This window comes from Trichocoleus sp. Lan (genome assembly GCF_039961855.1).
GTDB lineage: Bacteria > Cyanobacteriota > Cyanobacteriia > Cyanobacteriales > FACHB-T130 > FACHB-T130.
This window is the reverse complement of sequence record NZ_JAMPKA010000005.1, coordinates 265,872-291,066: the sequence shown is the minus strand read 5'-3', so window position 1 is coordinate 291,066 and position 25,195 is coordinate 265,872. Positions and strand designations below refer to the sequence as shown.

The window sequence follows — 25,195 nt, the reverse complement described above, 5'->3', positions numbered from 1 at the left end:
GCGGCGATGAAGGCGATGATGAAGCAGATGGTGGCAGACAGTAGGGTTGGGATCATCAGAACGCCGAACCAGCCTACATACAGGCGGTTGTCGGTTGATGTGACCCAATCGCAGAACCGTTGCCATACGTTGGCGCTTTCGCGTCTTTGTAAGGTTGTGGTCATGTTTTTATGAGTGCTTTGAATTTTCTAGGTTCGGTATGAATGAGGCGAAGTTTGTCTCGCCTTGTATTTAATAATATTTACATTTATTCGTATTTGTCCAGTCTTTTTTTGTTCATAAATCCGAATCACTGTCATTTCATTTACTTATGAGTGGCTGAGAATGCGGTAGGGTTAGCGATCGCAAGCGAGACGTGTCAGCCAGGAGTAGTGGGCGATCGCTTAATGTAATGCCCTAAAAATCAAAGTAAATGTAGGGAAGACCACCTTGGGGCGCAAATATCCAGACAATGTAGAAACACAATGGCACCAGCAGCAGCTTCAGAGGCCAATTAAGCTGTAACTTGAGACCCCGATGGACGGCATAGACGAGGATCATCGACGCTGCTAGCAGCCAAAGCAGTAAACCTAACTGAGATGCATTCACACCCAGCGCCTCCCCGTAGACTTTTTCGGCAAACTGGGCATCAGCAGACTGACCCCAGAGGTGCTGAATCACCCAACTGGATTGTTTCAGATTCGGTAGGCGGAAGAAAATCCAGGATGTGAACACCATAAACTGGGTTAGCAACCACGCAACCAGTACACCCGGAGGGCTTTTCCACCAATTTCTAGCTTTCTCAGACTGGCGGGAATAGGCCTCTGTGAGGCGGTGAGCCACTAAAGCAAGACCGTGATAGGCACCCCAGACGACATAGCCCCAAGCTGCTCCATGCCAAATCCCAGCAATTAACATGATAATTAGCAAATTCAGGCAGGTACGGCGCAGCCCTTGGCGCGAACCCCCCAAAGGAAAATAGAGGTAGTTTCGCAGCCAATCGCCTAGCGTAATATGCCAACGCCGCCAAAAATCAGCAATGCTGGTACTGAAGTAAGGAAAATTAAAATTCTCCGGGAGATTGAAGCCTAAGAGGATGGCACTGCCACGGGCGATATCTACGTACCCACTAAAATCCAGATAGAGTTGCAGTCCGTAGGCAGCGATCGCTAACCACAAATCGCCGCTGCTAGCTCGCTCTAAGTTACCAAAACACAAATCGACAAAAATTCCTAGCCGATCTGCCAAAAGCGCTTTTTTAACTGTACCGCAGGCAATCAGCCACAGTCCTTCTGTAATCTGATTAAGTGTTGGAAATTGCAGCGTTTTGAGCTGAGTTGAGAATTGATGGTAACGAGTAATTGGCCCTGCAATTAGCTTGGGAAAAAATAACTTATAAGCTGCAAAATCAAGAAATCGCTCCGTCGCTGGGGCACCACGATACACATCAATTAAATAAGCAATGCACTCAAAAGAAAAGAAACTCAAACCTAAAGGCGCAATTAAGTGAGTGCTGACCCAACTGGCGCTATTTTCGGCAACGGGTAGCGATGTTCCGGTGAATTGTTCATAGAAGCCCGCCACCGAATTTAAGAAAAAAGGTACATACTTGAAACTCACCAACAACAAGACATTCAGAACAATCCCCAACCATAAAAACTTTAGTCGCTGACGATTCCAAAACGCTTGATCGAATTGCCAATCTTCATGGGGATCGGTCGCGTACATCCCTAATGCTGTATTTTCTCCAATTGCCTTACCTAAGCTGAAGTTCATCAAGGTGATGGCAATCAACAAAGGAATATAGGCGACTTGCGGCGAGGCTAAAATTTGCAGCCAATGCTCATTTACTAAAGTTGGTGCTTGCAGCGAGGTATAGAAAACCAGACTGACAACAAGCAACGTCCACATCTGCAAAGACTGTTTTTGGAACGACCAGTAAATTCCCAAAACGCTGAGCAGAAAAACTCCGTAGATAAGAGAGATAAAAGTCATTTTTGAAGACTGAGGAGTAAGGGCTGAGGGCTGAGGGCTGAGGGCTGAGGACTGAGGGCTGAAGGCTGAGGACTGAGGGTAAATAAGAAGAATTGAACTGAGTAAAAGAATGAGAGAAGTTTATCTTGGATATTGGGCACTCATTTTACTCCTGATTGACTCAGTCCTCAGTCCGCACTTCGTGCCGCTTCGTTAATATGACTCAGTCCTATTTAGCAGGAAAATAAGGGTAAACAACAAGGATTGAACTGAGTAAAAGAATGAGAGAGATTCATCTTAGGTATTCGCTAATCATTCCACTCCTGACTCACTCAGCCCTCAATCCGCACTTCGTGCCGCGCTAACATGATTCAATCCTATTTAGCAGGAAAATAAGGGTAAACAAGAAGAATTGAACTAAGTAAAAGAACGGGATAAATTCATCTTGGGTATTGGGCACTCATTCCACTCCTGGTTCACTCAGTCCTCAGTCCTCTTAACTCAGTCCTATTTAGCAGGCCAGGGAATCATGGGATCTTCGGCTAGCTGGTTAGAAACTTCATAAGCACCGTAGCGGTTGAGGTGGCTGGGGTCGGAAAAATAATCGTGTTGAGTGGGATAAAGCTGATTTAAGTCTCGGAAAATTAGCCCTTTTTGGATTGCTTGCGATCGCATATACCGCTGAAATTCTTGCTCATATTCTATGCGTACTGGATCTAAGTAATCCTGGGTCAAAGGCAGGTTTATAAAAACAACCGGAATTTGACGCGCTTGGGTAAATTGCAGCAGCGATTCTAGCGCTTGGGTTTGCTTGCCTTCCATCTTGAAAGCGTAGTAATCGCTGTCATAGTCGCCGCTGACTCTGGCATATTGCTTGTAGTAGGTGGCAGGATTGTAACGAACGGTGAGGGGAAGGAAGCCATCAAAATCAATGGCAAATTGGCTGGCTGTCAATGCTTGGGGAGTATCGGTAGCTCCCTCAGGAGTTGTTTTCGCTGGTTTTGCCCAAACAACATATAGATCCCGCAACCGCGTTTTCATTTGGTCGCGCTGGGGATAAGTTGCTGAGAACGTTCCTAGCGTTTCGTTTAGCCAATTATTAACCATTTGATAGCTTTGCGTTAAAGAACCACTAGCTCCTTTATCCGCCGTCGCCGGAGTTTTAGCCGGTGGTGTCGCCGTCGTTTGGCTAGGACTTCCTGGGGTTGAATTCTGCCTGGGGAAAGTACCGGCAAGCAGATGTTGGTAGCCTTGCGAGTTAGCGATCGCATTATAGGTGGCATCTATCCGCCCGCTATTAAACGCTCTGGCACCATCCGCCCAAATAATCAGTTTTGGCAGTTGCTCTGGCGTCAAAACTTGGCGAACCATCAAATCTACTACTTGAGCCGTCGCACCGTTGATGCCAAAGTTAAACACCTGAACACCCGGATATCCCTGCGCTGCCAGTGCTTCTTCCAGCGCTTGAGGATCGACCCCTCGCATTGCCCTAGAACTGCCGACTATCCAAACATCCGGGGGAACTCCCCGTCTTTGTAACAGCATCTGTTGGTAGAGAGCCACTTTTTCGTCTAACAGGCGGTTATTAAAAGAGGGATTAGAACTTCGCGCGGCTGCCAAAATTGCTGCTGATGCGGCATTCCGCTGGGACTTTTCACCCTCGTTCCTTACCGTGATATCTCCTTGGCGAGTGAATCCTTCAGAGTTGAAGACAGGAGCCTCTGAACCACGAGATTTTTGCAAAGACATCTGGGGCAAGGGAACTGACGTATCCTCGATTGGTTCTCGCGGGTCAAGGGTTGATTTGCCGCTGACCGCGGACGCTTGATTAATGGGTGGTTTTGACTTCAGGATCGCAGACAGAAACCAATCCGTTTGCACCGTGAGCAAGAATCCCAGCATCCCCCAGACCAAAGCCACGACGAAACCTTGGTAATAAGTGTAGGTGGAATTGCTAAGTTTCCCTGAGGCGACGGGTGCCAGGTCTTTAATCTCCACCGTGGGAATAAACAATTGGGAAGCGCATAGCCATTGCTGGATGGTTCGAGTCACTTTGAAAGAGACAGCGCTAGCGGCTGCTTTGAGGTCTTCCTTGGTGACATCAGAACGCAGAACGGGTTCGTTACTGCCAGAGAGGATATCTCCTAGATAAACATCGCTGGCAGCAAATTCTGGGGTTGCTTCCGGTACCAGGCGTTTGCGAGGGGTGAAATCAACGCCCATCTGCCACAAGGGGGTGGAGTGACCGGCGCGACGCCCATAAATTCGCACCCCTTTAATGCCAGGAATCGCCAACCCGCGCAGAAACTTGGCAACAGGTGGCCCGACGGCAGATTGCTGCGGACTAGAGAGTGCCTCGCTCATGATGTGCAACAAATCTTGTTTGCGGCGCAGAGATAAACGAATGCCACCCGTTGTTAATCGCTCGTCTAGGTCGGGATTGAGTAAGCGTTGCAATAAAAACTGAATTGCGTTCAGATCGCCCCGTTGCGCCAATTCCAAAGTAGATTCTGCTAAAGCGGGATCTCTGGACGCAGGTAAATTCAGCCATTCAATCCAGATTGGCGTTTCTTGTTCCGGGACTGGTGTTACACCGTGAGTCTCAACGCCGTAAATGGTAGCAGCGTGAATGCCTTGCGTTGTCAGAGACTCTAAAACGGGAGCGATCGCACTCGTTGCGGTTTTTCGATCGGGTGCAGCGATCGCAATCTCAGCCGCATCGCTCGTGGCAGCTGCGGTGTCGCCCGCTGCTTTTAGCTGCTTGAAGAGCTTCTGGCTACAAAATAAATGCAGCGTTGAATCTTTCACAACTGCGGAGATTTGCATCTCCTGCGCGTTTAACATTTGATTTAGCAAGCGGGCGATCGCTTGGATATCTCCCCAACGCGCCCAATCCTTGAGCATTTCCTCTGGAGGGGTCAGATCCACCCGCAGCCGCCAGTCGGGAGCCGCTTCTCCTCGAACCTGGCTGCAAATCACGGCATCCCGAAACCCTTCTAGCTTCAAATTTCGCAACTGAGCCGCCACCGGCTCCGCCATCAGCGACTCATCGGTGCTGTAGTTAGAATCGCAAAGTACCCACAGACGACGGGAAACCGCTGGTGAAGCAGGGGACAATTCTTGATGCTGTCCGGCTCCCCGGCTTCCTGGCTCCCTCCCAAGCGTCTGAATCACGACCTTGACGCCGACTCCCATTGGGCTGAGAGTTTCGCTCAGATAACGCGCGATCGCTTCTGGTTGACCGGAGCGAGCGAGGCTGCGGTTGGAGACTCTCAGCCCGTCAGCATCGCTAGTTGCTCCTTGCTCGGCAGTCATTTCCTGCCCATCCGTCGGCGTTGCAGCAGCCACGCCTGCGGCATCTGACGCCTGATGCAGTTGCAGCCGCTCTAGGTGAATTTGCTTGATCCAGTCTGGGCGCTGGATGCCCAGTTTCCGACCATAAAGAATCACCTGGTCAATGGGAGCTTCTTGCGGGGGGAACCCAGCTCCCCCTTCCTTCCCCTTCAGTGCCTCGACAAATCGGCTCACAACGGGTCCAGCAGGCGGACATTCGGAGCCTTCACAAAGAATATGCAGGTTATTCCCTCGTAAGCGAAATCGTAGGCGCACTTCCGGAAGACCGATAGCGCGGGAAACCCACTGGGCGAGGGAAGATTGACCCTCTAAATAGGCGATCGGATCGGCATCCAACATCACAAAGAAAGTACCCTGGACTTGCAACAGATGAAAAGACGATGAAGCATGAACGCTGTAGCCCGGAGGGCGCACCCTGGGATTGGAAGTCGCGCTTAAAGGTTGTCACAAAGGATGAAAAATTGGTTGAACACCAAAATTTCAGGATATACTTCACACTTCATACTTCATACTTAATACTTCATACTTAATACTTCAGCAAGCGTTAACCGCTCCGAACGTCCCCAAGCTTTGTACAATTGCTTCTAGATTCTGAGTAGTCTTACACAAGACTGCCATTGGTGCTACCGAATTATTGCCCTTGTGCCATAGCTATTTGCCGAACGCCCCGTGCTTAGGACAGTAGCGCTGAGGAGCGTGTTCCCTTCCTACTATGCCCTAGGAGGCTATCGCTGTATTATTCAGATGCATAAACTAGAAGGATAAGTGCCCCTTGTGCTGTTTAAATTCTGACCTCTTTTATTTGTTTGTCTAAAAAGAAATTAGTTTTCATCTAGACCTTCTCCCATGCAAACTCTTCCTAACAAAAAGCAACCGTCAACCGCCGAAAATGCAACGTCTGCAACTCCCGAAATTTGGTTGAGTTTAGCCACGGTGCCGATGCTACTCGGAGTTTTAGGCATCAAAGCAGTCAGCGAATTCCTATGCGCCATTGGACAAAATAGTGAGGAAGTATTTCGGGGCGATCGCTTGCCGGTTCTCCACGTACCCACCCCAGGAAACACATCACAGGAAGGGGAAAATGAGGAAGAGTAGCGGAAAGTAGATAAAAATACGCTCGCCGACAAACTAGGACGCGATCGCGTGTCTTTGAAGCGAGGCGTTAGCCTAGCGCTGAAAGAGTCAGTTCGCAACCCCTCCCTTTTTCTGGAAAAACCCAGTTGGTGTTCGCTGTAAACCACTTGCTGGGACTAGAAACCCTAAAATTAGGTGATTATTCTTCTTTAGAGAGAATAGACTCTATGAGTTCCCTACTGCAATCGACGGATCAGCCATTGACGGTAACATCTACTTCTGCTTTATTTTTACGTCATCGCCTCAAAGTGGTGGAGGACTTATGGGAGTCTGTTCTCCAGCAGGAATGCGGTCAGGAACTGGTCGATCTGCTTAATCAACTTCGATCGAGGTGTTCGCCAGAAGGACAGGCAACAGAATTGCCTGAGTCAGTACCTCAGCTGATCGAAAAGCTTGATCTCAATGCAGCGATTCGAGCCTCACGCGCCTTTGCTCTCTACTTCCAGCTCATTAACATCGTCGAGCAGCACTACGAACAGCGCGATCAGCAGCTTTCCCGACGTGCTACATACAATGCTCCTGCTGGTGAGGCAGCACCGCGTAAACTTCCTAGCCTGCAAGGAGATGGGGACTCCGCCATTGTGTTGTCGCCAGAGGACATGGAGGAAGAAAACCAAAACGGCGGACCGGGCGCGGATTTGCTTGAAAAGAGCTGGCACCACGATGGTACAGCTAAACGAAATGCCGGGACATTCCACGGGTTGTTTCCCCATTTACGCCAGATGAATGTGCCTCCGCAGCAAATCCAGCGGTTGATTGATAATCTGGACGTGCGGCTAGTTTTTACCGCTCACCCGACGGAAATTGTTCGCCATACGATTCGCGGCAAACAGCAGCGGATTGCTAAGATTCTGCAACAGCTAGACCAGGCAGAAGAAGAATTTAGAGCCTTAGGTTTGACGACTTCTTGGGAAGCCGAGGCTTGCATCGAGCAATTAACTGAAGAAATTCGCCTCTGGTGGCGCACCGACGAACTGCATCAATTTAAACCAACCGTGTTGGATGAAGTGGATTACACCCTCCACTACTTCCAGGAAGTGTTGTTTGATACGATTCCCCAGCTTCATCAACGCCTAAAACGCGCCTTAAAAGCTTCTTTTCCGGGACTAACTCCCCCTGTAAACAACTTCTGCCAGTTTGGTTCTTGGGTAGGGGCAGACCGGGATGGAAACCCCTCAGTCACCCCGAAAGTCACTTGGCAAACCGCTTGCTATCAGCGCGGTTTAGTTCTGGAGAAGTATATCCAATCGTTGCGGCAACTGACAAATCAGCTCAGCTTGTCGTTGCACTGGAGCGATGTCTTGCCAGATTTGCTGGACTCCTTAGAGCAGGATCGGTCGCAAATGCCAGAAGTATACGAGCATCTGGCAATTCGATACCGACAAGAGCCTTACCGCCTGAAGCTGGCATACATTCAGCAGCGTCTGCAAAATACCAGCGATCGCAACCGGCGACTTTCGGATGGCGAAAACTTGCATCGGCAAATCTCAGATAGCCAGTCTCACGTCGTTTACCGCTCTGGAGAAGAATTTCTAGCAGAACTGCGGCTGATTCACCGGAACCTGATTGAGACGGGTTTATCGTGCCGGGATCTGGAAAATTTAATTTGTCAGGTGGAAATCTATGGCTTCAACTTGGCGCACTTAGATATTCGCCAGGAAAGCACTCGCCATTCCGACACCTTCAACGAAATAACCCAATACCTGCAAATTCTGCCTAAGGCATACAACGATCTATCGGAAGCCGAGCGTGCGCTGTGGCTGGCAACGGAACTGCAAACCAAGCGCCCGTTGATTCCAGCAGAATTGCCATTTTCTGAAAAAATTTGCGAAACCGTTGAAACCTTCCGAATGCTGCGGCAGCTCCAGCTAGAGTTTGGTTCTCAAATTTGCCAAACTTACATCATCAGCATGAACCGGGAAGCCAGCGACGTTCTGGAAGTGCTGCTGCTGGCAAAAGAAGCGGGTCTGTATGACCCCTCCACAGGAAAGAGCAGCATTATGGTAGTGCCGCTGTTTGAAACGGTGGAAGACCTGAAGCGGGCACCCGCAGTCATGCAAGATTTGTTTGAACTGCCTTTGTATCGCGCTTGTCTTGCAGGAGGCTACGAAAACGTTAAAGATTCGCAAGCGTTAAAGGTTGAGGATTCAAACCAACCTGCCAACTTGGAATCTCCAACCTATAACCTGCAAGAGGTCATGCTGGGCTACTCAGACAGCAACAAGGATTCCGGCTTCTTGAGCAGTAACTGGGAAATCCATAAAGCTCAGAAAGTGCTACAAAAAATCGCCGAACAGTACGGCATCGCCTTACGGATTTTCCACGGGCGCGGCGGTTCGGTCGGTCGCGGCGGCGGTCCCGCCTACGAAGCGATCCTGGCTCAACCCGGTCATAGTATCAATGGGCGGATCAAAATTACCGAACAGGGGGAAGTGCTGGCTTCTAAATACTCGTTGCCAGAATTAGCTCTGTACAACCTGGAAGCGGTGACAACCGCTGTGATTCAGGCAAGCTTGCTGCGAACCGGGTTTGATGATATTGAGCCGTGGAACGAAATCATGGAAGAGTTGGCAACGCGATCGCGTGCCCACTATCGCGCCTTGATTTACGAGCAACCGGATTTAGTCGATTTCTTCCACCAGGTGACGCCCATCGAAGAAATCAGCCAATTGCAAATCAGCTCTCGCCCTGCCCGTCGCGGCGGTAAAAAGGATTTAGCGAGTCTGCGGGCAATTCCTTGGGTGTTTAGCTGGACGCAAACACGCTTCCTGCTGCCGAGTTGGTACGGCGTCGGAACGGCATTGCAAGAGTTCTTGAACGAAGAACCCGAAGAAAATCTGAAGCTGCTGCGTTATTTCTACTTCAAGTGGCCTTTCTTCAAGATGGCGATTTCTAAAGCAGAAATGACGTTGTCGAAAGTCGATTTGCAGATTGCTCACCACTACGTGCGAGAGTTATCCCACCCGGAAGATCGCGATCGCTTTGAAGCCTTGTTTGAGCAAATCAAGAGCGAGTTTCACCTCACTTGTGATTTAGTGCTGACGATTGCGGGTCACAAACGGCTGTTGGATGGCGATCCAGTCCTGCAAAGGTCTGTGCAGTTACGCAACGGTACGATCGTCCCTCTGGGCTTCTTGCAAGTCTCTCTGCTAAAACGCCTGCGCCAACATGGCAAGCAAGCCGCGTCTGGTGTCGTCCATTCTCGTTACAGTAAAGGCGAATTGCTACGCGGGGCGCTGTTAACGATTAACGGGATTGCCGCCGGGATGCGGAACACGGGTTGATGGTTGATGGCTAATCAGTCAGATCAAATCTGTTGAATTGTCCATAAAAGAACCCCACCCCCAGCCCCTCCCCGCTTGCGGGGAGGGGAGCCGGAGACGCAGGCTCTGGCGGGGTGGGGTTCCGGAAAATTGTGGGGATTAAACGGGATTTGATATCATTAACCATTCCAAATAATTAGCCATTAGCTGTTAGCCATGAATAAAAAACGTATGTTAATTTGTACTTTTATGGCGTTAGCATCGGGTTGTTTCGGTGCTTACATGGGGGTACAAATTAAGTTACTGGCTGATAACCAACGCTGCGAAAATATGACAAAAAATACCTTGGAATTCGCAGTATTCAAGACGGCGTGTCAAGCTTGGATGATGCCGGGAGCTTATATGCAAGGTAGCAGCAGCGGCTTGTGGGGGGGTATGGTTATGGGAGCTTTTATCGCGGGTTTGGCAACTCACCACAAGCAGCCTGAGTGAATTGATATAAAGAGAAAGTTTAATAGGGGGTTAAGGAGAAGGAAGCGCGCTTTATTCTTCCATCATCTTCTCTCGAATCCAACTCATAATATCGGCAACTAAATTCGGCTGACTGGGAGAGAATGTTTGGAGATTACAAAGTTGTTCGCTCACTACACAAATTCTCCTCGCGTTATGAAATTTGCTCAGAGATGTGAGGAAAGTTTGACTGAAGCCTTGGGGTGGTTCGCCGCTTGTATCTTCGTAAAAAATTAGGAAGACTTCCTGGCATTTTAGCTGACAATAAACTTTGAGAGCTTGCATCGTTTCCGGTTCCCCATTCTGACGTTCGGGACAGCCTTGCATCACCATCTCAGCGTAAATTTCTGAGGCGGGATTATCTGGGTTCTCGAATTTGCTGCCGTCGATGCAAATGGATTGTACTTTGTCCCTCAGATGAGGATCGTTGTTAATGGCGGTGTGGAGAAGTTCGGGTAATACTGCTAAGTTATGGCATTGGGGGAAGGAAGTGAAACCAACTTCGGTAGTTTCTGCAACTTCTGGATAGGAAGTGATAGGTGGATGATGCCAAGCTTGATAAAAGGTTGGGTAAGGCAGAGTTTGAGCGCACTGCCAGATAAGTTTGTAGCAGTTTTCGTAGAGGTTAAAATTGCTTTCATAGACTTCATTTGTTAAACAGTGCTGCAAAGCTGAGACAGCTGAGGGCATCTGGTTGTTTTGTAATATTTCCCCCAAACTGTAGGCAGCCCTCCCACGGGTATCCTCATTTTCAGTGGTTTCTAAAAGGTGGACTAACCCAGCAATTGCCACTTCATTTCCTGAGTCAATTTTCCCCAAACTGTAGGCAGCCCTCCCACGGATATCCTCATTTTCAGTGGTTTCCAGAATCCGGAGTAACCCAGCAATTGCCACTTCATTTCCTGGGTCAATGTTCCCCAAACTGTAGGCAACCCTCCCACGGGTATCCTCATTTTCAGTAGTTTCCAGAATCCGGAGTAACCCAGCAATTGCCACTTCATTTCCTGGGTCAATGTTTCCCAAACTGTAGGCAGCCCTCCAACAGGTATCCTCATTTTCAGTGGTTTCCAAAAGGTGAACTAACCTAGCAATTGCCACTTTATTTCCTGGGTCAATGTTCCCCAAACTGTAGGCAGCTCTCCCACGGGTATCCTCATTTTCAGTGGTTTCTAGAATCCGGAGTAACCCAGCAATTGCCACTTCATTTCCTGTGCCAATTTCTCCCAAACTGTAGGCAGCTCTCCCACGGGTATCCTCATTTTCAGTGGTTTTCAGAATCCGGAGTAACCCAGCAATTGCCACTTCATTCCCTGTGCCAATTTCTCCCAAACTGTAGGCAGCACTTTTACGGGTATCCTCATTTTCAGTGGTTTCCAGAATCCGGAGTAGCCCAGCAATTGCCACTTCATTTCCTGGGTTAATGTTCCCCAAACTGTCGGTAGCACTCCAACGGATATCTTCATTTTCAGTGGTTTCCAGAATCCGGAGTAGCCCAGCAATTGCCACTTCATTTCCTGGGTCAATTTCCCCTAAACTGTAGGCAGCACTCCAACAGGTATCCTCATTTTCAGTAGTTTCCAGAATCCGGAGTAACCTAGAAATTGCCACTTCATTTCCTGGGTCAATTTTCCCCAAACTGTAGGCAGCACTCCCACGAGTATCCTGATTTTCGGTAGTTTCCAGAATCCGGAGTAGCCCAGCAATTGCCACTTCATTACCCGGGTCAATTTTCCCCAAACTCTCGGCAGCACTCCCACGGGTAAACTCATTTTCAGTGGTTTCCAATAAGTCAATGAGTTTATTAATGGCTATACCCCGGTTAGTCTGCAAAAGCGATGCTCTCGCTGCTTCTGCAATCGGAGCGAGAAATGTCTGCCACTCTTGTTTTTCAATGTTGAAATCACCAAAGCCCCACGTAACGATTTGCGCTACTATTTCATCTATTTTGATACAATCCTGAAACTCAGCAACCCCAGATGAGGATAGAAAATAGGCTCTAAACCAATAAAAGCCATAGCACCCATCTTTAAACTCTACCAATGTTTGAATAAACTCCTCTTTCTGCTCTTTTTCCACATCCTCTCGCCCCAGCCATAGCAAAATCACCTCTTTCCACTGCGGCTCAAAAATGCGGTAAACATTGCCCGGTAACGGTTGAGGATTGTCATTGTCATGAGTCAAGAAAAAGTGCCAATCCTCAATCGCCAGAGCTGCAAAATATTCCTGAAACGTCAGATGATAGAACGCATAGACAGGTTCATCGGTTTCCCCATCTCGGTACACAAGGTTCAGCCAACCAATCTGCTGCGCTAACTCAAACAGAGATTCCCCCATCATCTGATATGCCAGCGACTCCCTCAGCGGTGTCTGATTCTCAATCGCCGCAACCGCTAACCTTCCCAATGCTGCATTCAACTCCTGCCGTTGCTGCCAGCTGATGGGAAACTCATTTTTTTTCCACTCATAGAAATCTTCTCGAAATCGCTGGTAAAGCGTCGCCTTCGTCTTCGGCAACTCCCCTTGCTTCACCGCCCAGGTTTGACACAACAGCGCCAACCGCAAAGGATTTCTAATCAAATCCCGAATCCGTTCCCGCCCCGATTCCCCTAACTTCTCCCGTAACTGCTTCCCTAGCTGGCGTTTCCCCGCCCTAGCAAACCACTCCCCAATAAACTCCCCCACCTGCGAATCGTCAAAATCCAGGGTGCGATAGATATCACAATTGGGCACTACCCGATCGTTCGCCTGCCAAACATTCAGCCGACAGGTTAACAGGGTTTGCGTCTGCGCCACCCAACCCCTCAGCTGATTTGCAATTCCTTGTAGAGGCGAATTTGCCTCCGTGGATGTATCCCCCCGTATTTCATCCACCCCATCCAACAGCAACCACACCTGATGAGAATTAAACAACTGCATCAACTCAGTTTGCATCTGGGCTGATAGCACCATTCCTTGAAGAGAAAGCGCCTCCTTCAGCCAAACCTGGAGTAAATACTCTTCCAAGGTTTTTCCATCCAAACTCCCCAGCTGAATGCAAATCGGCAACCGGGAAACATTTTCTGAATCCTTGAGATGACGGGCAATTTGCTCTAACCACGTACTTTTCCCCGCCCCCGGTTCCCCAATAATTGCAATCGTCTTGCCTTCCCCCGCCTCAATTACCTCCCGGAGAAACGCATCCGCCTCAAACCGCTTCTCAATTTCCTTCTCATTCAGCTGATATTGTGAACTCCCCTCAGATGGGGATGGGCAAGACTCCTCACCCCGTCGCGGCTGAGTTGTTGGTTTCACCAATCCCAGTGGCACATAGATACCCACCTCATGCCCCAACCCCGCACCCGTCGCCTGTCGCCGGAATTGGTAACGCCTCAGCTGTTCCTTCAGCATTTTGTGGCAGATATCGCGCCAGTTAATGGGAGGTAACTTTGCCCGATTCTCCCTGTCGGGCGACTGCGGTCAAGTGTAGTGATTAGTTTGTTGCTCAATTGTGATGGATTGGGCAACCATTGCACCTTTCTCTGCTTTTATCTCCTCTGCTAACTTCGCAAAATTGTTGACAATTGACGGCTGAGACTTGAGCTTATCTACTACTGCTTTGACTTCTTCGGCAAGTTTGGGATTTGGATCTTGATTTGCTGCTGCTTCCACTTCCCAAATCGCCTCAGTAACTTCAGGGTCTTTTGCTGCTGCTTCTAACTCAAGAACCGCTTGACCATAATCCAAAGGCTGCTGTGGTGCTAATTCTATAGCCCTTGTTGTATTCGGAGACTTGCTCTTGAGTAGCATTAGCAAATTACCACTTTTCTCAAATACCTTATCTGTCAGGTTTTCAGTCGTCTTTTCTAGTGCCTTAGTGGCAACCAAGGTTGCGATCGCAGTAGCAACAGCAGTTAGCGTTACGGGTTCCATAAATTACAGGTTAAGGTCAATTTTTAGTCAGTTATAGCCCAAAAATAACCCCGGCGATTATAAATCGCGGCTATACAAACGAAGTCCGCCTGCGCGGACTATTTGAAACTCACCACGCGGGTTTATGTTTTTATAATTCCAGAAATCTATTCTGAGGATATTTTTGGGGAGTAGAGCGATCGCATTTATAAATTCCACTGCCAAAATTGAGAGAGTTTCAAAAGAGCGATCGCTTTTTATCATGAAAAAACGCCGATGGGTGTGGTTCTTTAGTTTGCTGTTTGCTTCCCTGCTGGTTGTTACCAGTTGCGGCAACAATTTCGATGATGTCAAAAACCTCAAAGCGGGTGCTGGTAAGCAAGTTATTGTTTTAGGCGATAGCATCGCCTCTGGATATGGCGTGGACAAGACAGAAGCTTTTCCCAGCGTGTTGAGTCGTCAACTCGGTTTGCCAATACTGAATCGCGGTGTTAGCGGCGATACAACCGCAATGGGGTTGAGTCGCTTACAAAAAGATGCGATCACAGCAGAACCTTGGCTGGTAATTGTTGAATTAGGCGGAAATGATTTTCTGCGAAAAATTCCCAAAACTGAGACAGAACAAAACTTGCGGCAAATCGTAACTTCGATTCAACAACAAAAAGCAATTGTTGTGCTGCTAGGAATCAATCTCGGCTACATAGAAGATGAATATGATGAACTTTATCAGCGTGTTGCTAAAGATACACAGGCTTATTTAATTCCGCAGGTTTTAACTGGAATTGTCGATAATCCAAAAAATCGCCAGGAAGATATCATTCATCCAAATGCTGCCGGACACCAGCTTTTAGCCTCCCGCGTTGCTAAAAACTTACAGCCCTTATTAGCCCAAGCTACTTGGCCTCCAACCTTGTTGCAATATCGACGGAGTGCTAATCAAACATAGGAGCGATTTGCACTGAAACTGTTAAAAATTTTCCATAAATCGCTTTTTGTCAAGTCCCTTGGGTTGTAAAGGAATAAAATAGACATTAGCCTCTAGAGCTGACTTTCGCTGTTACGAATAAGAGGTAAAGATTTCGTAACAAGTCCTACAGAATTGGATCGTAGAAAGTCTGTATCCAATAAGAGTTTGCCCTTGTCTATTTCACTTGAGATTCTTTTATGACCTCCTCGATCCGCTTCCTCATGTGCGCTCCCGACCATTACGACGTGGATTATGTGATTAATCCCTGGATGGAGGGCAATATTCACAAATCCTCGCGCGATCGCGCCGTCGAGCAATGGCAAAAGCTTCATTACGTCCTCAAAGACCACGCCATTGTCGATTTGGTTGCACCCCAGCGCGGTGTGCCTGACATGGTGTTTACAGCCAATGCTGGCTTGGTTCTGGGAGATACCGTTGTCCTGAGCCGCTTCTTCCACAAAGAGCGGCAGGGTGAGGAGCCTTATTTCAAGCAATGGTTTGAGGAAAAAGGCTATAAGGTGCATGAACTGCCTAAAGACTTGCCGTTTGAAGGCGCGGGCGATGCGCTGCTGGATCGAGAGGGGCGCTGGTTGTGGGCGGGATACGGCTTCCGCTCAGAACTCGATTCTCACCCGTTGTTGGCAAAGTGGCTCGACATCGAAGTGCTATCCCTGCGATTGATGGATGAGCGGTTCTATCATCTGGATACCTGCTTCTGTCCCTTGAGTGGCGGCTATTTGCTCTACTATCCCCCGGCATTTGATTCTTACTCCAACCGCGTCATTGAAATGCGAGTTGCGCCGGAAAAGCGGATTGCCATCGAGGAAGCGGATGCGGTAAATTTCGCCTGCAACGCTGTGAATATTGACCACGTTGTGGTGATGAATAAGGCGAGTGAGCCACTCAAAAAACGCCTTGCCGATGTTGGATTTCAAGTTATCGAAACGCCGCTGACAGAATTTTTGAAAGCCGGGGGTGCTGCCAAGTGCCTGACGCTGCGGGTGACGGAACCCGTCCGAGAAGAAGTCCATGCCAATGTCTCAGTGGAAAGCCGCACGATTCGCCTAGAAGGGCATTTGCTGGACTCCGGCTTAATCAACCGTGCTTTAGACTTAGTGGTAGAAAATGGGGGCAGCTTCCAGGTTCTCAACTTCAGTCTGGGAGAACAACGGCAAAGTACCTCCTCAGCAGAAGTGAAAGTGTCGGCTCCTTCCCACGATGTGATGGAAGCGATTTTGTCGCAGCTAATCGATTTGGGTGCGGTGAATTTGCCCCACGATGAGCGCGATGCCAAGCTAGAAGATGTCATCCAAGCTGGGGTGGCTCCAGATGATTTCTATGTGTCCACCATTTATCCCACAGAAGTCAGAATCAATGGGGAGTGGGTGCGGGTGCAAGATCAACGCATGGATGGAGCGATCGCCATTACCCAAACTCCCAACGGACGGGTAGCACGGTGTAAACTGCTCCGGGATTTAGAACTTGGCGAACAGGTGGTGGTTGATGTCGTCGGTATCCGCACGGTGCGGAAGACGGAATCCCGCGAACAGCGCAACACCCAAGAATTCAGTTTTATGTCTGCCGGAGTTTCCAGCGAACGCCGCGTGGAATTGGTGGTGGAACAAGTTGCCTGGGAACTTCGCAAAATCCGCGATGCTGGCGGTAAAGTAGTGGTGACAGCAGGGCCAGTAGTGATTCATACTGGCGGTGCCGAACACCTGACGCATCTAATTCGGCAAGGTTATGTGCAGGCGTTGCTGGGAGGAAATGCGATCGCTGTCCACGACATTGAGCAATCCATGCTGGGAACCTCGCTGGGTGTGGATATGAAACGTGGCGTCGCCGTTCGTGGGGGACACCGCCATCACCTGAAAGTAATTAACACGATTCGCCGTTATGGCAGTATTGCCAAAGCTGTTGAGAACGGTGCGATTAACAGCGGTGTCATGTATGAGTGCGTCCGCAATGGCGTCCCCTTCTGCCTTGCCGGTTCCATCCGCGATGATGGCCCCTTGCCAGATACTCAGATGGACTTAATTAAAGCTCAGGAAGAGTATTCTCAACTGCTGCAAGGTGCAGACATGATTTTGATGCTCTCTTCCATGCTGCACTCAATTGGGGTGGGAAATATGACACCCGCCGGGGTGAAGATGGTCTGCGTGGATATTAACCCAGCCGTTGTCACCAAATTGAGCGATCGCGGTTCTGTCGAATCCGTCGGTGTCGTCACTGATGTCGGTTTATTCCTCAGTCTGTTAGTGCAACAGCTGGATAAATTAACCAGTCCTTATCACATTGCTCAAACAGCTTAATTATTGTGTAAATGCGATAGGGTGGGCACTGCCCACCCTATTTGTTTTTTCAATAGTGGCGCTGAAAGCGTGAAAACTGACAGTATTTTCTATCAACTATTTCAAACTTTTCCCAGCATCTTCTTTGAATTGATTGGGCAACCAGAATCAACTGGCAACACCTATCAATTCACCTCAGTTGAAGTCAAACAAACCGCCTTTCGCCTCGATGGTTTATTTCTACCCTTTGACGATTCTGCTGACCAACCCATTTATTTTGTAGAAGTACAATTTCAACGCGACGAAAGATTTTATCAGCGCTTTTTTGGAGAAATCTTTCTTTACCTATCTCAATACGAACAAGCTAACGATTGGAGAGGAGTGGTAATTTTTAGAAGCAAAAGCCTAGCTCCAGGTGTGAAGCCCCAGTATCGAGAATTACTGACAAGCCCGCGAATTCGACGGATATATTTAGATGAATTAGGAGAAGCGGCAGATCGATCTCTTGGCGTGGGCGTGGTGAAATTAGTTGTAGAGACTAAAAAGAAAGCCGCTGACTTGGCAAGGCAGTTACTTAATAAAGCCAGCCAAGAAATTGCTGATGAAGGGGTCAGGCGGCAACTTATAGAGTTGATTGAGACAATAGTCTTGTACAAGTTTCCACAAATGACTCGCCAGGAGATGGAAGCAATGTTTGGATTCAGTGAGTTAAAGCAGACTAGATACTTTCAAGATGTCATGCAGGAAGCTAAAGAAGAAGGACTGCAAGAAGGTGAACTGAAAGCTAAGTTAGAAGCAGTGCCTCGATTATTGGCATTAGGGTTGATTGTGGAACAGGTCGCAGAGGCTTTAAGTTTGACAATTGAGCAAGTCAGACAAGCCGCAGAAGCGAAGACTTCCGATTAGGCACTTAATTAGTATTGCTGGGATGGGAATTCATTGCCCAAATCATTGCAAAGGGAATGCCCATACCCAGCCTACTGCCGACAAGAGTATTTACCGAGCGACTTTGAACCATTGGGTGACGCCTTCTGCGATCGCTGCCGCCATCTTCTGCTGCGCTTGCGGATTGACCACCCATTCAAATTCTTCCGGATTGCTCATAAAACCTAATTCCAGCAATACAGAGGGTGCAGAGGCAGGACGCGCGAGGGCTAAGTTATCCCAAAAAACGCCGTAGGAAGGACGCCCCGCCTGAGTCACGATGTAGTTATGCAGAAACATCGCTAAGCTGTGGGCTTGGGGATGATACCAAAAAGTCCCAAAACCCTGCGTATTCTGGGCATCTCCTTCATCGGGGAGGGAATTGTAGTGAATTGAAAGCGAAATTGCCGGTTTCACTGCGTCAATAATTGCCACCCGTTCTGGCAGCGACACCGCCTTATCAACTTCCCGCGTCAGGTACACTGTGGCACCCCGTGCAATTAGCTGAGTGGCGATCAGCTTTGACATGGTGAGCGTCACCTCTTTTTCGGGATAGCCGGTTGGCCCTCCTGCGCCACTGTCTTCACCGCCATGTCCGGGATCGAGAACAATTTTGATTCCAGATAAAGGCTTGTTGGAAGACTGAGAACGGAGAGGGGAGGGGCCAGAGGTGAGACGAGGGGGATGGCGCAGAGATAAAATCAGGCTCGTGCCTTCATATCTCACCGTATAACCCCATTGCTGAGCGGATTTGAGATTAAACGTATATTGAACGGTTTCTGGGGCGACCTGTTGCCAATCCAGGCGAGAAATGACGGGATCGGGGTCGAGGCGAATGATGTCCGTTTGCGCCGTCGTGTTATACAGCGTTAATGTCAGCGTGCGATCGCCCTGCTGCACAACGAGCGGTACCGGCACTTGTAAGGGAAAAATGACTTCTGTGGCACCGGGAATCTTCCGAGCGCGAATACTGCGAATCAGCGATCGCGGTGGCACCGAACCTTTGACAATTTGAACTTCTTTACTGTTAATCCAGCCGCCATAGTCCAAGCGCACCCATTCCCCGTCTCGACCTGTAATTGTAGCTCGCGTAGTTTTCGGCAGCGGTGTCAGGCGAGAATAATCTGTACTTGGCCCGGTTCGGGCGACCCCGGCATCAACAATCACCTCAGCCACCTCTAGCTGTGCTGGAGAGAGAATCTGAATCTTCGCCGGTCCCTCCTGACTCACAATCTGCCCATTTTTTTCTACTTTGAACTGGGGACGACCCAAATCAGCCGCCGCCGCCGCTGCTGCACAACCCAGGTAGTGTCCTGCCCCAGCGACAGCATAAGGTTGATTTTGTGCAGTTAAGGCAGCGGAATTCGCTGGTAGCTGTACAACCTGCTGCTGGTTAGTCAGCGGAATCGTTTGATTCGCCAAATTGACGGAAACATTGGCGTCAGCAGGAGCAACTGCGCCGAAACACAGCAACTCACCCGGCAGTCTGGCGAGATCCTGCGATGGAGTCAGGGAATCTTTGGCAAATGCCAACCCCTTTGGTGGCTCAGGGTGGGCGGCAGCCCGCGTAACTTTAAGTTTGACGGCTTGACCTTGATAGCTCACCGTAAAGAGGTTCTCTCCCGGCTTTAACGGAAAACTGGGAGCAAAATGCCCCTGTTTGCTCCGCGCGATCGCTTTCCCATTCACCAACACTTTTCCTGGCGGTGGAGCTGTGCCAATTAAGAAAATTCGGTCAGCTGTGGTTTTATGGCTAGCAGGAGGATAGGAAACGTAAAGAGATTGTTTTGCCGATACTGGTGCTGCCATAACCACCCCTAATACAGCCAATCCCAGGATGTTTCTCATGTTAAATCCTAAGTTCCTTACATCAATTAGAGGATAAAATTAGTAAAAAAGTTTCTTTAATCTTGTAAAAGTTTTGTGGGGAGTCCATCGATACTCTTTTGATTCTTTTCGCACCAATAGTCAAAGATTCCTTGTTTCCCTTTTTTTTCACCCCATTCTCTGATAGTTTTTCTTTCTTCTTTCAGTTCATAAATGGGCACGCCATATCCGCATGAAGTTTGTACTGATTTTATCTCAAGTACCACTATCTGACGTTCTCCTAAGATTGGCGTAAACAAGGAATAAAATTTGTCCCAAGCTTCATGTCTTGGAAAAATTACTTTTCCCTGACCGTATAAACGAAGAATCAAAGGCTTTTCAGAAAAGCTGCAAAACATGATCGTCATCCGCCCATTTCCTGGTTCATGTAAATGAGCGGAGGTCTCGTTGCCACTCCCAGTTAAATCAAGGTAAGCCACTGTATTATTATCAATACAGCGGAAAGTATCTACTCCTTTAGGCGACAAATTAATCCGACCTTCTTTCGGTGCAGTCGCGGTAAAGAAGATTTTCTGCTCCTGAATAAAGTCTCGGAGATTCTGATTTAATTCATCGTAAACTTTAGCCATGTCTAGTGTCTTAGCCCACCGATTATCCAGTTAATAGTATTTTAATTATCAAGCAATTTACAGAGGTCGAAGCATTACCAGGTATCAATAGTTTAGAATCTAATTGGCAGGAAAACGAGTGGGATTGATGGCATTGAAAGGAACGAAGCTATCGATTTCGTCTAACTTCCGGTAAAGGCAAAGTGCTAATACCAGAATGCTAGCAGCGAAGTCGGGAGGTATCAGTCAAAGCCAAAAATAGTGTCACTCAGGGGTTAAACCGTACCAAAAGCGCGATCGCCCAAGCGTGGGAATTGTCCGTCGTCAGTCCTTTGAGGGGTTTGAAGGTCTATAAGCGATCGCAAAGCAACTGTTAGCCTTGTTATCGTTCCTATAGGATAGGTGATAAGGCAGCCAACAAAGCCACTCTGCCAAGGTTTTACAAACCAGCGATCACCGATCGCAGACTGCAAACAACAAGCAACGAACAACTCGTTAAGACTGTGGCACAATTAACGGGGTGGGTTGCCGACATGGCTCTTCTTTTAAGCATTTTATGACTAAGTTTGTCTTTGTCACCGGCGGCGTGGTTTCCAGTATCGGCAAGGGAATTGTAGCAGCAAGTTTAGGACGCTTGCTGAAGTCGCGTGACTATTCGGTTTCTATCCTGAAATTAGATCCGTATATTAACGTCGATCCGGGGACGATGAGTCCTTTTCAGCACGGAGAAGTGTTCGTAACGGCAGATGGTGCCGAGACGGATTTGGACTTGGGGCACTACGAACGCTTCACCGATACGTCCATGTCTCGGCTCAATAGCGTCACAACTGGCTCGATTTACCAAGCGGTACTCAATAAAGAGCGTCGTGGCGATTATATGGGGGGCACCGTCCAGGTAATTCCCCATATTACGAATGAAATCAAAGATCGCATCCAGCGAGTTGCCAAAAATACTAACCCGGATGTGGTGATTACGGAAATTGGCGGCACGGTGGGCGATATTGAATCCCTGCCATTTTTGGAAGCAATTCGTCAGTTCCGCAAAGATGTGGGGCGTCATAACGTGCTGTATATGCACGTAACCCTGATGCCGTGGATTCCCTCAGCAGGGGAGATGAAAACCAAGCCGACGCAGCATTCGGTGAAGGAATTGCGGTCGATCGGGATTCAACCGGATATTTTAGTTTGTAGATGCGATCGCCCTCTACACCCAGGACTCAAAGAAAAAATCTCAGAGTTCTGCGATGTTCCCGTCGAGTGCGTGATTACAGCCCAAGATGCCAAAAGTATCTACGAAGTGCCGTTGATTTTAGAACGGGAAGGACTAGCACAGCAAACCCTAGAATTGTTGCAACTAGAGCAACGCCAACCCAACTTGAGCCAGTGGAAAATCTTAGTAGATCGCCTATATCATCCAACTCACCGGATAGAGATTGCCATCGTTGGTAAATATGTAAGGTTAACAGATGCCTATCTCTCAGTGTTGGAAGCTTTGCGCCATGCAGCGATCGCAGTGAATTGTGACCTTAACCTCCGTTGGGTTAGCTCGGAAAGCATCGAATCGGGCAGTGCCGAAACTTACCTGGCTGGTGTGAACGGCATTGTAGTACCTGGAGGTTTTGGCGTTCGGGGTGTCGATGGCAAAATTGCGGCGATTGAATACGCCCGTAAAAACCAGATCCCCTTCCTCGGTTTGTGTCTGGGGATGCAATGTTCGGTGATTGAATGGGCGCGACACGTCGCAGGATTAGAAGATGCCAATAGTGCTGAATTTGCCCCGAATGGATCGAATCCGGTGATCAACCTGTTACCGGAACAGCAAGATGTGGTGGATTTGGGCGGCACGATGCGCTTGGGGCTATATGCTTGTCGTTTAGCGCCCAATACTCTAGCCTTCCGGCTCTATCAAGAAGAAGTGGTTTACGAACGGCATCGGCATCGGTATGAGTTTAATAATGCTTATCGCAACCTGTTTTTAGAAACCGGCTATGCGATCAGCGGTACCTCGCCGGATGGGCGATTAGTGGAAATTATTGAACTACCTAACCATCCTTTCTTTATTGCCACCCAATTCCACCCGGAATTTAGCTCTCGACCCAGTAATCCCCACCCGATGTTCCAGGGATTGATTCAAGCGGCACTAGCCCAGCTTGACCCCGGACTTGCTCGTTCTGACTCCTCACAGCCTACCCAAGAAGATGCGACGCTCCAAGCAGCTGAGGTATCTTAACAGTTGCTGGCAATTCCAGCAGGACGGAAAGCGATCGCTTCACGTCCTGCTTTCCACCAACCACTTGCGCGGGGGAGCGTTGTCAGTGCCAGAACTCACCTTAATGTGAGGAGGTCATGTGGCGTATTGGATTAAAGTGAGTTATGAGCGAAATGAATATGTAATCGATCTTGACCGCATCAGTGCCTTCGCTTGCACCCCGAACGGTAAGGTAACTTTTTGGTTGCCTGATAGTGCCATCCCAATTATTATCAACCGTCAAAGTAACCCGGATGGCTATCAGCAAGTAATGGACTATATTCAACAAGTTAGCTTCCATTCACTGGCAGCATCTTGGATCAAAGTTAGTTATGAACGGAATGAATATGTAGTCGATCTCAACCGTATCAGTAGCTTTTCCTATTCTTCTAACGGTAGGCTCACGTTCTGGTTGCCGAATAGTGCTATTCCCATCATTATCAACAAGCAGAATGACCCGGATTGCTATCAGAAAATTTTGGAATATATCAAACAGAAAACCGGGCACTCATTTTAACCAGTAGGGAGAACGACAAGTGTTGAGACTAACACTCCTCAATCCTCAACCCTCAGTACCCAGCCCTCAACCCTCAACTTTCAGTCTTCAAAATTTGCCAAGCCAATTTTGCCGCCCCAACCATTCCAGCTTGGTTGCCTAACTCAGCTTTTATTAGGTGCAAACCCTCACGGGAACTCTTCAGCACCCGCCGCTCAATTTCTGCTTGTGCAGCCGGAAAGAAAAATTCTGCACTTGCACTAACGCCGCCGCCAATGACAATCGCTTCCGGCGTTAAAACATAAATGAGACTCGATAATCCAACACCGAGATCGCGTCCGTAGCTTTGCCAAAATTTTAATACTTGCGGATCGCCTGCCCTTGCCAACTTGCCCAGTTCCTCTGGTTCTAATCCCGTGCGGCGGCGAATGGCGGCTACTGAGGTATATTGCTCTAAAGAGCCTTGATTGCCGCTATTACAGGGCGGACCCTCTGGATTTAAGGTAATTAATCCTAGCTCAGCGGCGGCACCTTGATGACCCACAAACAGGTTCCCATCGAGGATAATCGCACCCCCCACACCTGTACCGAGTGTTAGCAGAATCAAATTCCGGTAATGGCGTCCAGCTCCTAACCAAGCTTCTCCCATCCCAGCACAGTTAGCATCATTAGCCAGAACTGTGGGTAAACCTGTTTTGGCTTCTAACCAATCTGCGAGGGGCACATCATGCCAACCTGCGAGGTTAATTGCTACTCTGGCAATTCTACCTGATGCATCCACTGGGCCTGGGGTGCCGATACCGAGCGCGATCGCGTGTCTTTCCGGATCGAGATGCGCGATCGCTTCTATCATCGCATCCAAAACCGCTGTCGGTGTTGCCGGTTGCGGTGTCGCCACACTCAACGACTCCAAGCAAGTCCCATCCTCGCGGAACCTCCCCAGCTTAATTGCCGTTCCTCCCAGATCAATGCCAATTACTTCCCGATTCACCACAACCGTTCTTCTAATTTCCAAAAACTAATACCACTTATCTATATTCATGCCATTTGTCACTTTTCCCAACCTTTAGAGCTGATTTATAAAGTCCCAATTCCTTCTGTAGGGGCATTGCATTGCAATGCCCCTACAGAAGGTGAAGTTTGTCAGTTATTTAATCCACGACCCTTAATATCAGTCTGAAATTTTAAAGGAATTCCAGAACTTTTGAAATTCTTGCTTAGCCTGCTGATAACTTACCGCTTTCTGGTCTAATACTGCTTTTACAATTTCTTTGTCTTCATACTGCTTTTTCGCTAATTCAAACTCCAGCTTTTTCATCTGATAATCTTGCTTTTTAATTGTCCCTTCAACGGAAGCAACCCAGTTAGTAAAGCCCAAGTTTTGAACTTCCCAATCAGTATTCCCTACCTCAGAGATAGCTTTTTCTCCCAAAGCAGATTTACTTTTTTCCGTCAAAGTGTGAAAACTATTCAACGCCCCCTTAATTTGTGGAAGAACGCGCATTGAATTTTTTACAGAAAACCTTTCATTCAGGGTATAACTAACAGTTTCATCGGGATAAACAGGTTTAAGCTGCAAATCCGATACTTGGGCCGTGTTGGGACTGGCTTGCACCTTCAAACCTGTGACAGGTGCCGCCCTAAGTATCCCAGCGATCGCAATAGATAACATAAAACCACCTGTAGCGGCAGCAATTAAAGAAATATTGTCTTTCATATCTCAGCAGCAGTG

Annotated in this window: 17 protein-coding genes and 1 pseudogene; 9 read left to right on the top strand and 9 right to left on the bottom strand. The window is 48.5% G+C overall.

The features are described from left to right. The 3 genes and pseudogenes from NDA03_RS07105 to NDA03_RS07095 all read right to left on the bottom strand — a co-directional run. Positions 1–164, bottom strand: a pseudogene (locus NDA03_RS07105) (photosystem II q(b) protein); the annotation flags it as partial. A 232-nt stretch (positions 165–396) separates the two neighbouring features. Beyond that, positions 397–1,974: an MBOAT family protein gene (locus NDA03_RS07100; protein WP_348237678.1), complete on the bottom strand. Its 1,578-nt coding sequence runs from the start codon at positions 1,972–1,974 to the stop codon at positions 397–399. 486 nt (positions 1,975–2,460) lie between these two features. Then, a complete protein-coding gene (locus NDA03_RS07095; RefSeq protein WP_348237677.1) occupies positions 2,461–5,721 on the bottom strand; it encodes a DUF1574 domain-containing protein in 3,261 nt (1,086 codons plus the stop codon). 432 nt (positions 5,722–6,153) lie between these two features. Between NDA03_RS07095 and NDA03_RS07090 the strand changes: the two genes are divergently transcribed. From NDA03_RS07090 to NDA03_RS07080, 3 genes are all read left to right on the top strand, one after another. Further along, the gene (locus NDA03_RS07090) at positions 6,154–6,402 is read left to right on the top strand and encodes a hypothetical protein (protein WP_348237676.1); all 249 of its coding nucleotides are present in this window, start codon (positions 6,154–6,156) and stop codon (positions 6,400–6,402) included. A gap of 206 nt (positions 6,403–6,608) precedes the next feature. After that, complete coding sequence (ppc, locus tag NDA03_RS07085; protein ID WP_190412848.1) at positions 6,609–9,725, top strand: phosphoenolpyruvate carboxylase; 3,117 nt, start codon at positions 6,609–6,611, stop codon at positions 9,723–9,725. A 195-nt stretch (positions 9,726–9,920) separates the two neighbouring features. Then, positions 9,921–10,196: a hypothetical protein gene (locus NDA03_RS07080; RefSeq protein ID WP_190676059.1), complete on the top strand. Its 276-nt coding sequence runs from the start codon at positions 9,921–9,923 to the stop codon at positions 10,194–10,196. A gap of 51 nt (positions 10,197–10,247) precedes the next feature. Here NDA03_RS07080 and NDA03_RS07075 read toward each other — a convergent pair whose 3' ends face one another. Continuing rightward, positions 10,248–13,601 (bottom strand): HEAT repeat domain-containing protein, encoded by a 3,354-nt coding sequence (locus NDA03_RS07075; RefSeq protein ID WP_348237675.1) that lies wholly within the window; start codon positions 13,599–13,601, stop codon positions 10,248–10,250. 69 nt (positions 13,602–13,670) lie between these two features. Beyond that, positions 13,671–14,123 (bottom strand): hypothetical protein, encoded by a 453-nt coding sequence (locus NDA03_RS07070; RefSeq protein ID WP_348237674.1) that lies wholly within the window; start codon positions 14,121–14,123, stop codon positions 13,671–13,673. A 241-nt stretch (positions 14,124–14,364) separates the two neighbouring features. On the opposite strand from NDA03_RS07070, the gene NDA03_RS07065 reads away from it, so the two are divergent. The 3 genes from NDA03_RS07065 to NDA03_RS07055 all read left to right on the top strand — a co-directional run bounded on the left by NDA03_RS07065 (position 14,365) and on the right by NDA03_RS07055 (position 18,266). Beyond that, the gene (locus tag NDA03_RS07065) at positions 14,365–15,048 is read left to right on the top strand and encodes a GDSL-type esterase/lipase family protein (RefSeq protein ID WP_190527768.1); all 684 of its coding nucleotides are present in this window, start codon (positions 14,365–14,367) and stop codon (positions 15,046–15,048) included. 218 nt (positions 15,049–15,266) lie between these two features. Further along, complete coding sequence (locus NDA03_RS07060; protein WP_348237673.1) at positions 15,267–17,381, top strand: TIGR00300 family protein; 2,115 nt, start codon at positions 15,267–15,269, stop codon at positions 17,379–17,381. Between the two features lie 69 nt (positions 17,382–17,450). Next, the gene (locus tag NDA03_RS07055; protein WP_348237672.1) at positions 17,451–18,266 is read left to right on the top strand and encodes an Rpn family recombination-promoting nuclease/putative transposase; all 816 of its coding nucleotides are present in this window, start codon (positions 17,451–17,453) and stop codon (positions 18,264–18,266) included. A 90-nt stretch (positions 18,267–18,356) separates the two neighbouring features. Here the strand turns inward: NDA03_RS07055 and NDA03_RS07050 are convergent, their stop codons facing one another. Then, complete coding sequence (locus NDA03_RS07050) at positions 18,357–20,132, bottom strand: N-acetylmuramoyl-L-alanine amidase (RefSeq protein WP_190439890.1); 1,776 nt, start codon at positions 20,130–20,132, stop codon at positions 18,357–18,359. A gap of 56 nt (positions 20,133–20,188) precedes the next feature. Continuing rightward, a complete protein-coding gene (locus NDA03_RS07045; RefSeq protein WP_190426697.1) occupies positions 20,189–20,740 on the bottom strand; it encodes a pyridoxamine 5'-phosphate oxidase family protein in 552 nt (183 codons plus the stop codon). 535 nt (positions 20,741–21,275) lie between these two features. Between NDA03_RS07045 and NDA03_RS07040 the strand changes: the two genes are divergently transcribed. From NDA03_RS07040 to NDA03_RS07030, 3 genes are read left to right on the top strand one after another with little or no spacing between them, the layout of a single operon-like run. Beyond that, positions 21,276–22,949: a CTP synthase gene (locus NDA03_RS07040; RefSeq protein WP_190426692.1), complete on the top strand. Its 1,674-nt coding sequence runs from the start codon at positions 21,276–21,278 to the stop codon at positions 22,947–22,949. Continuing rightward, on the top strand, positions 22,918–23,058 hold the full coding sequence (locus NDA03_RS07035; protein ID WP_348237671.1) for a hypothetical protein: 141 nt from the start codon (positions 22,918–22,920) through the stop codon (positions 23,056–23,058). Before NDA03_RS07040 ends, NDA03_RS07035 begins: the two co-directional genes overlap by 32 nt. Positions 23,059–23,067: 9 nt before the next feature. Then, positions 23,068–23,484 (top strand): hypothetical protein, encoded by a 417-nt coding sequence (locus NDA03_RS07030; RefSeq protein ID WP_190412837.1) that lies wholly within the window; start codon positions 23,068–23,070, stop codon positions 23,482–23,484. Positions 23,485–23,557: 73 nt separating this feature from the next. Here NDA03_RS07030 and NDA03_RS07025 read toward each other — a convergent pair whose 3' ends face one another. Further along, a complete protein-coding gene (locus NDA03_RS07025; RefSeq protein ID WP_348237686.1) occupies positions 23,558–24,457 on the bottom strand; it encodes an ROK family protein in 900 nt (299 codons plus the stop codon). Between the two features lie 177 nt (positions 24,458–24,634). Then, complete coding sequence (locus NDA03_RS07020; RefSeq protein ID WP_190439885.1) at positions 24,635–25,180, bottom strand: hypothetical protein; 546 nt, start codon at positions 25,178–25,180, stop codon at positions 24,635–24,637. Between the last annotated feature and the right edge of the window lie 15 nt (positions 25,181–25,195).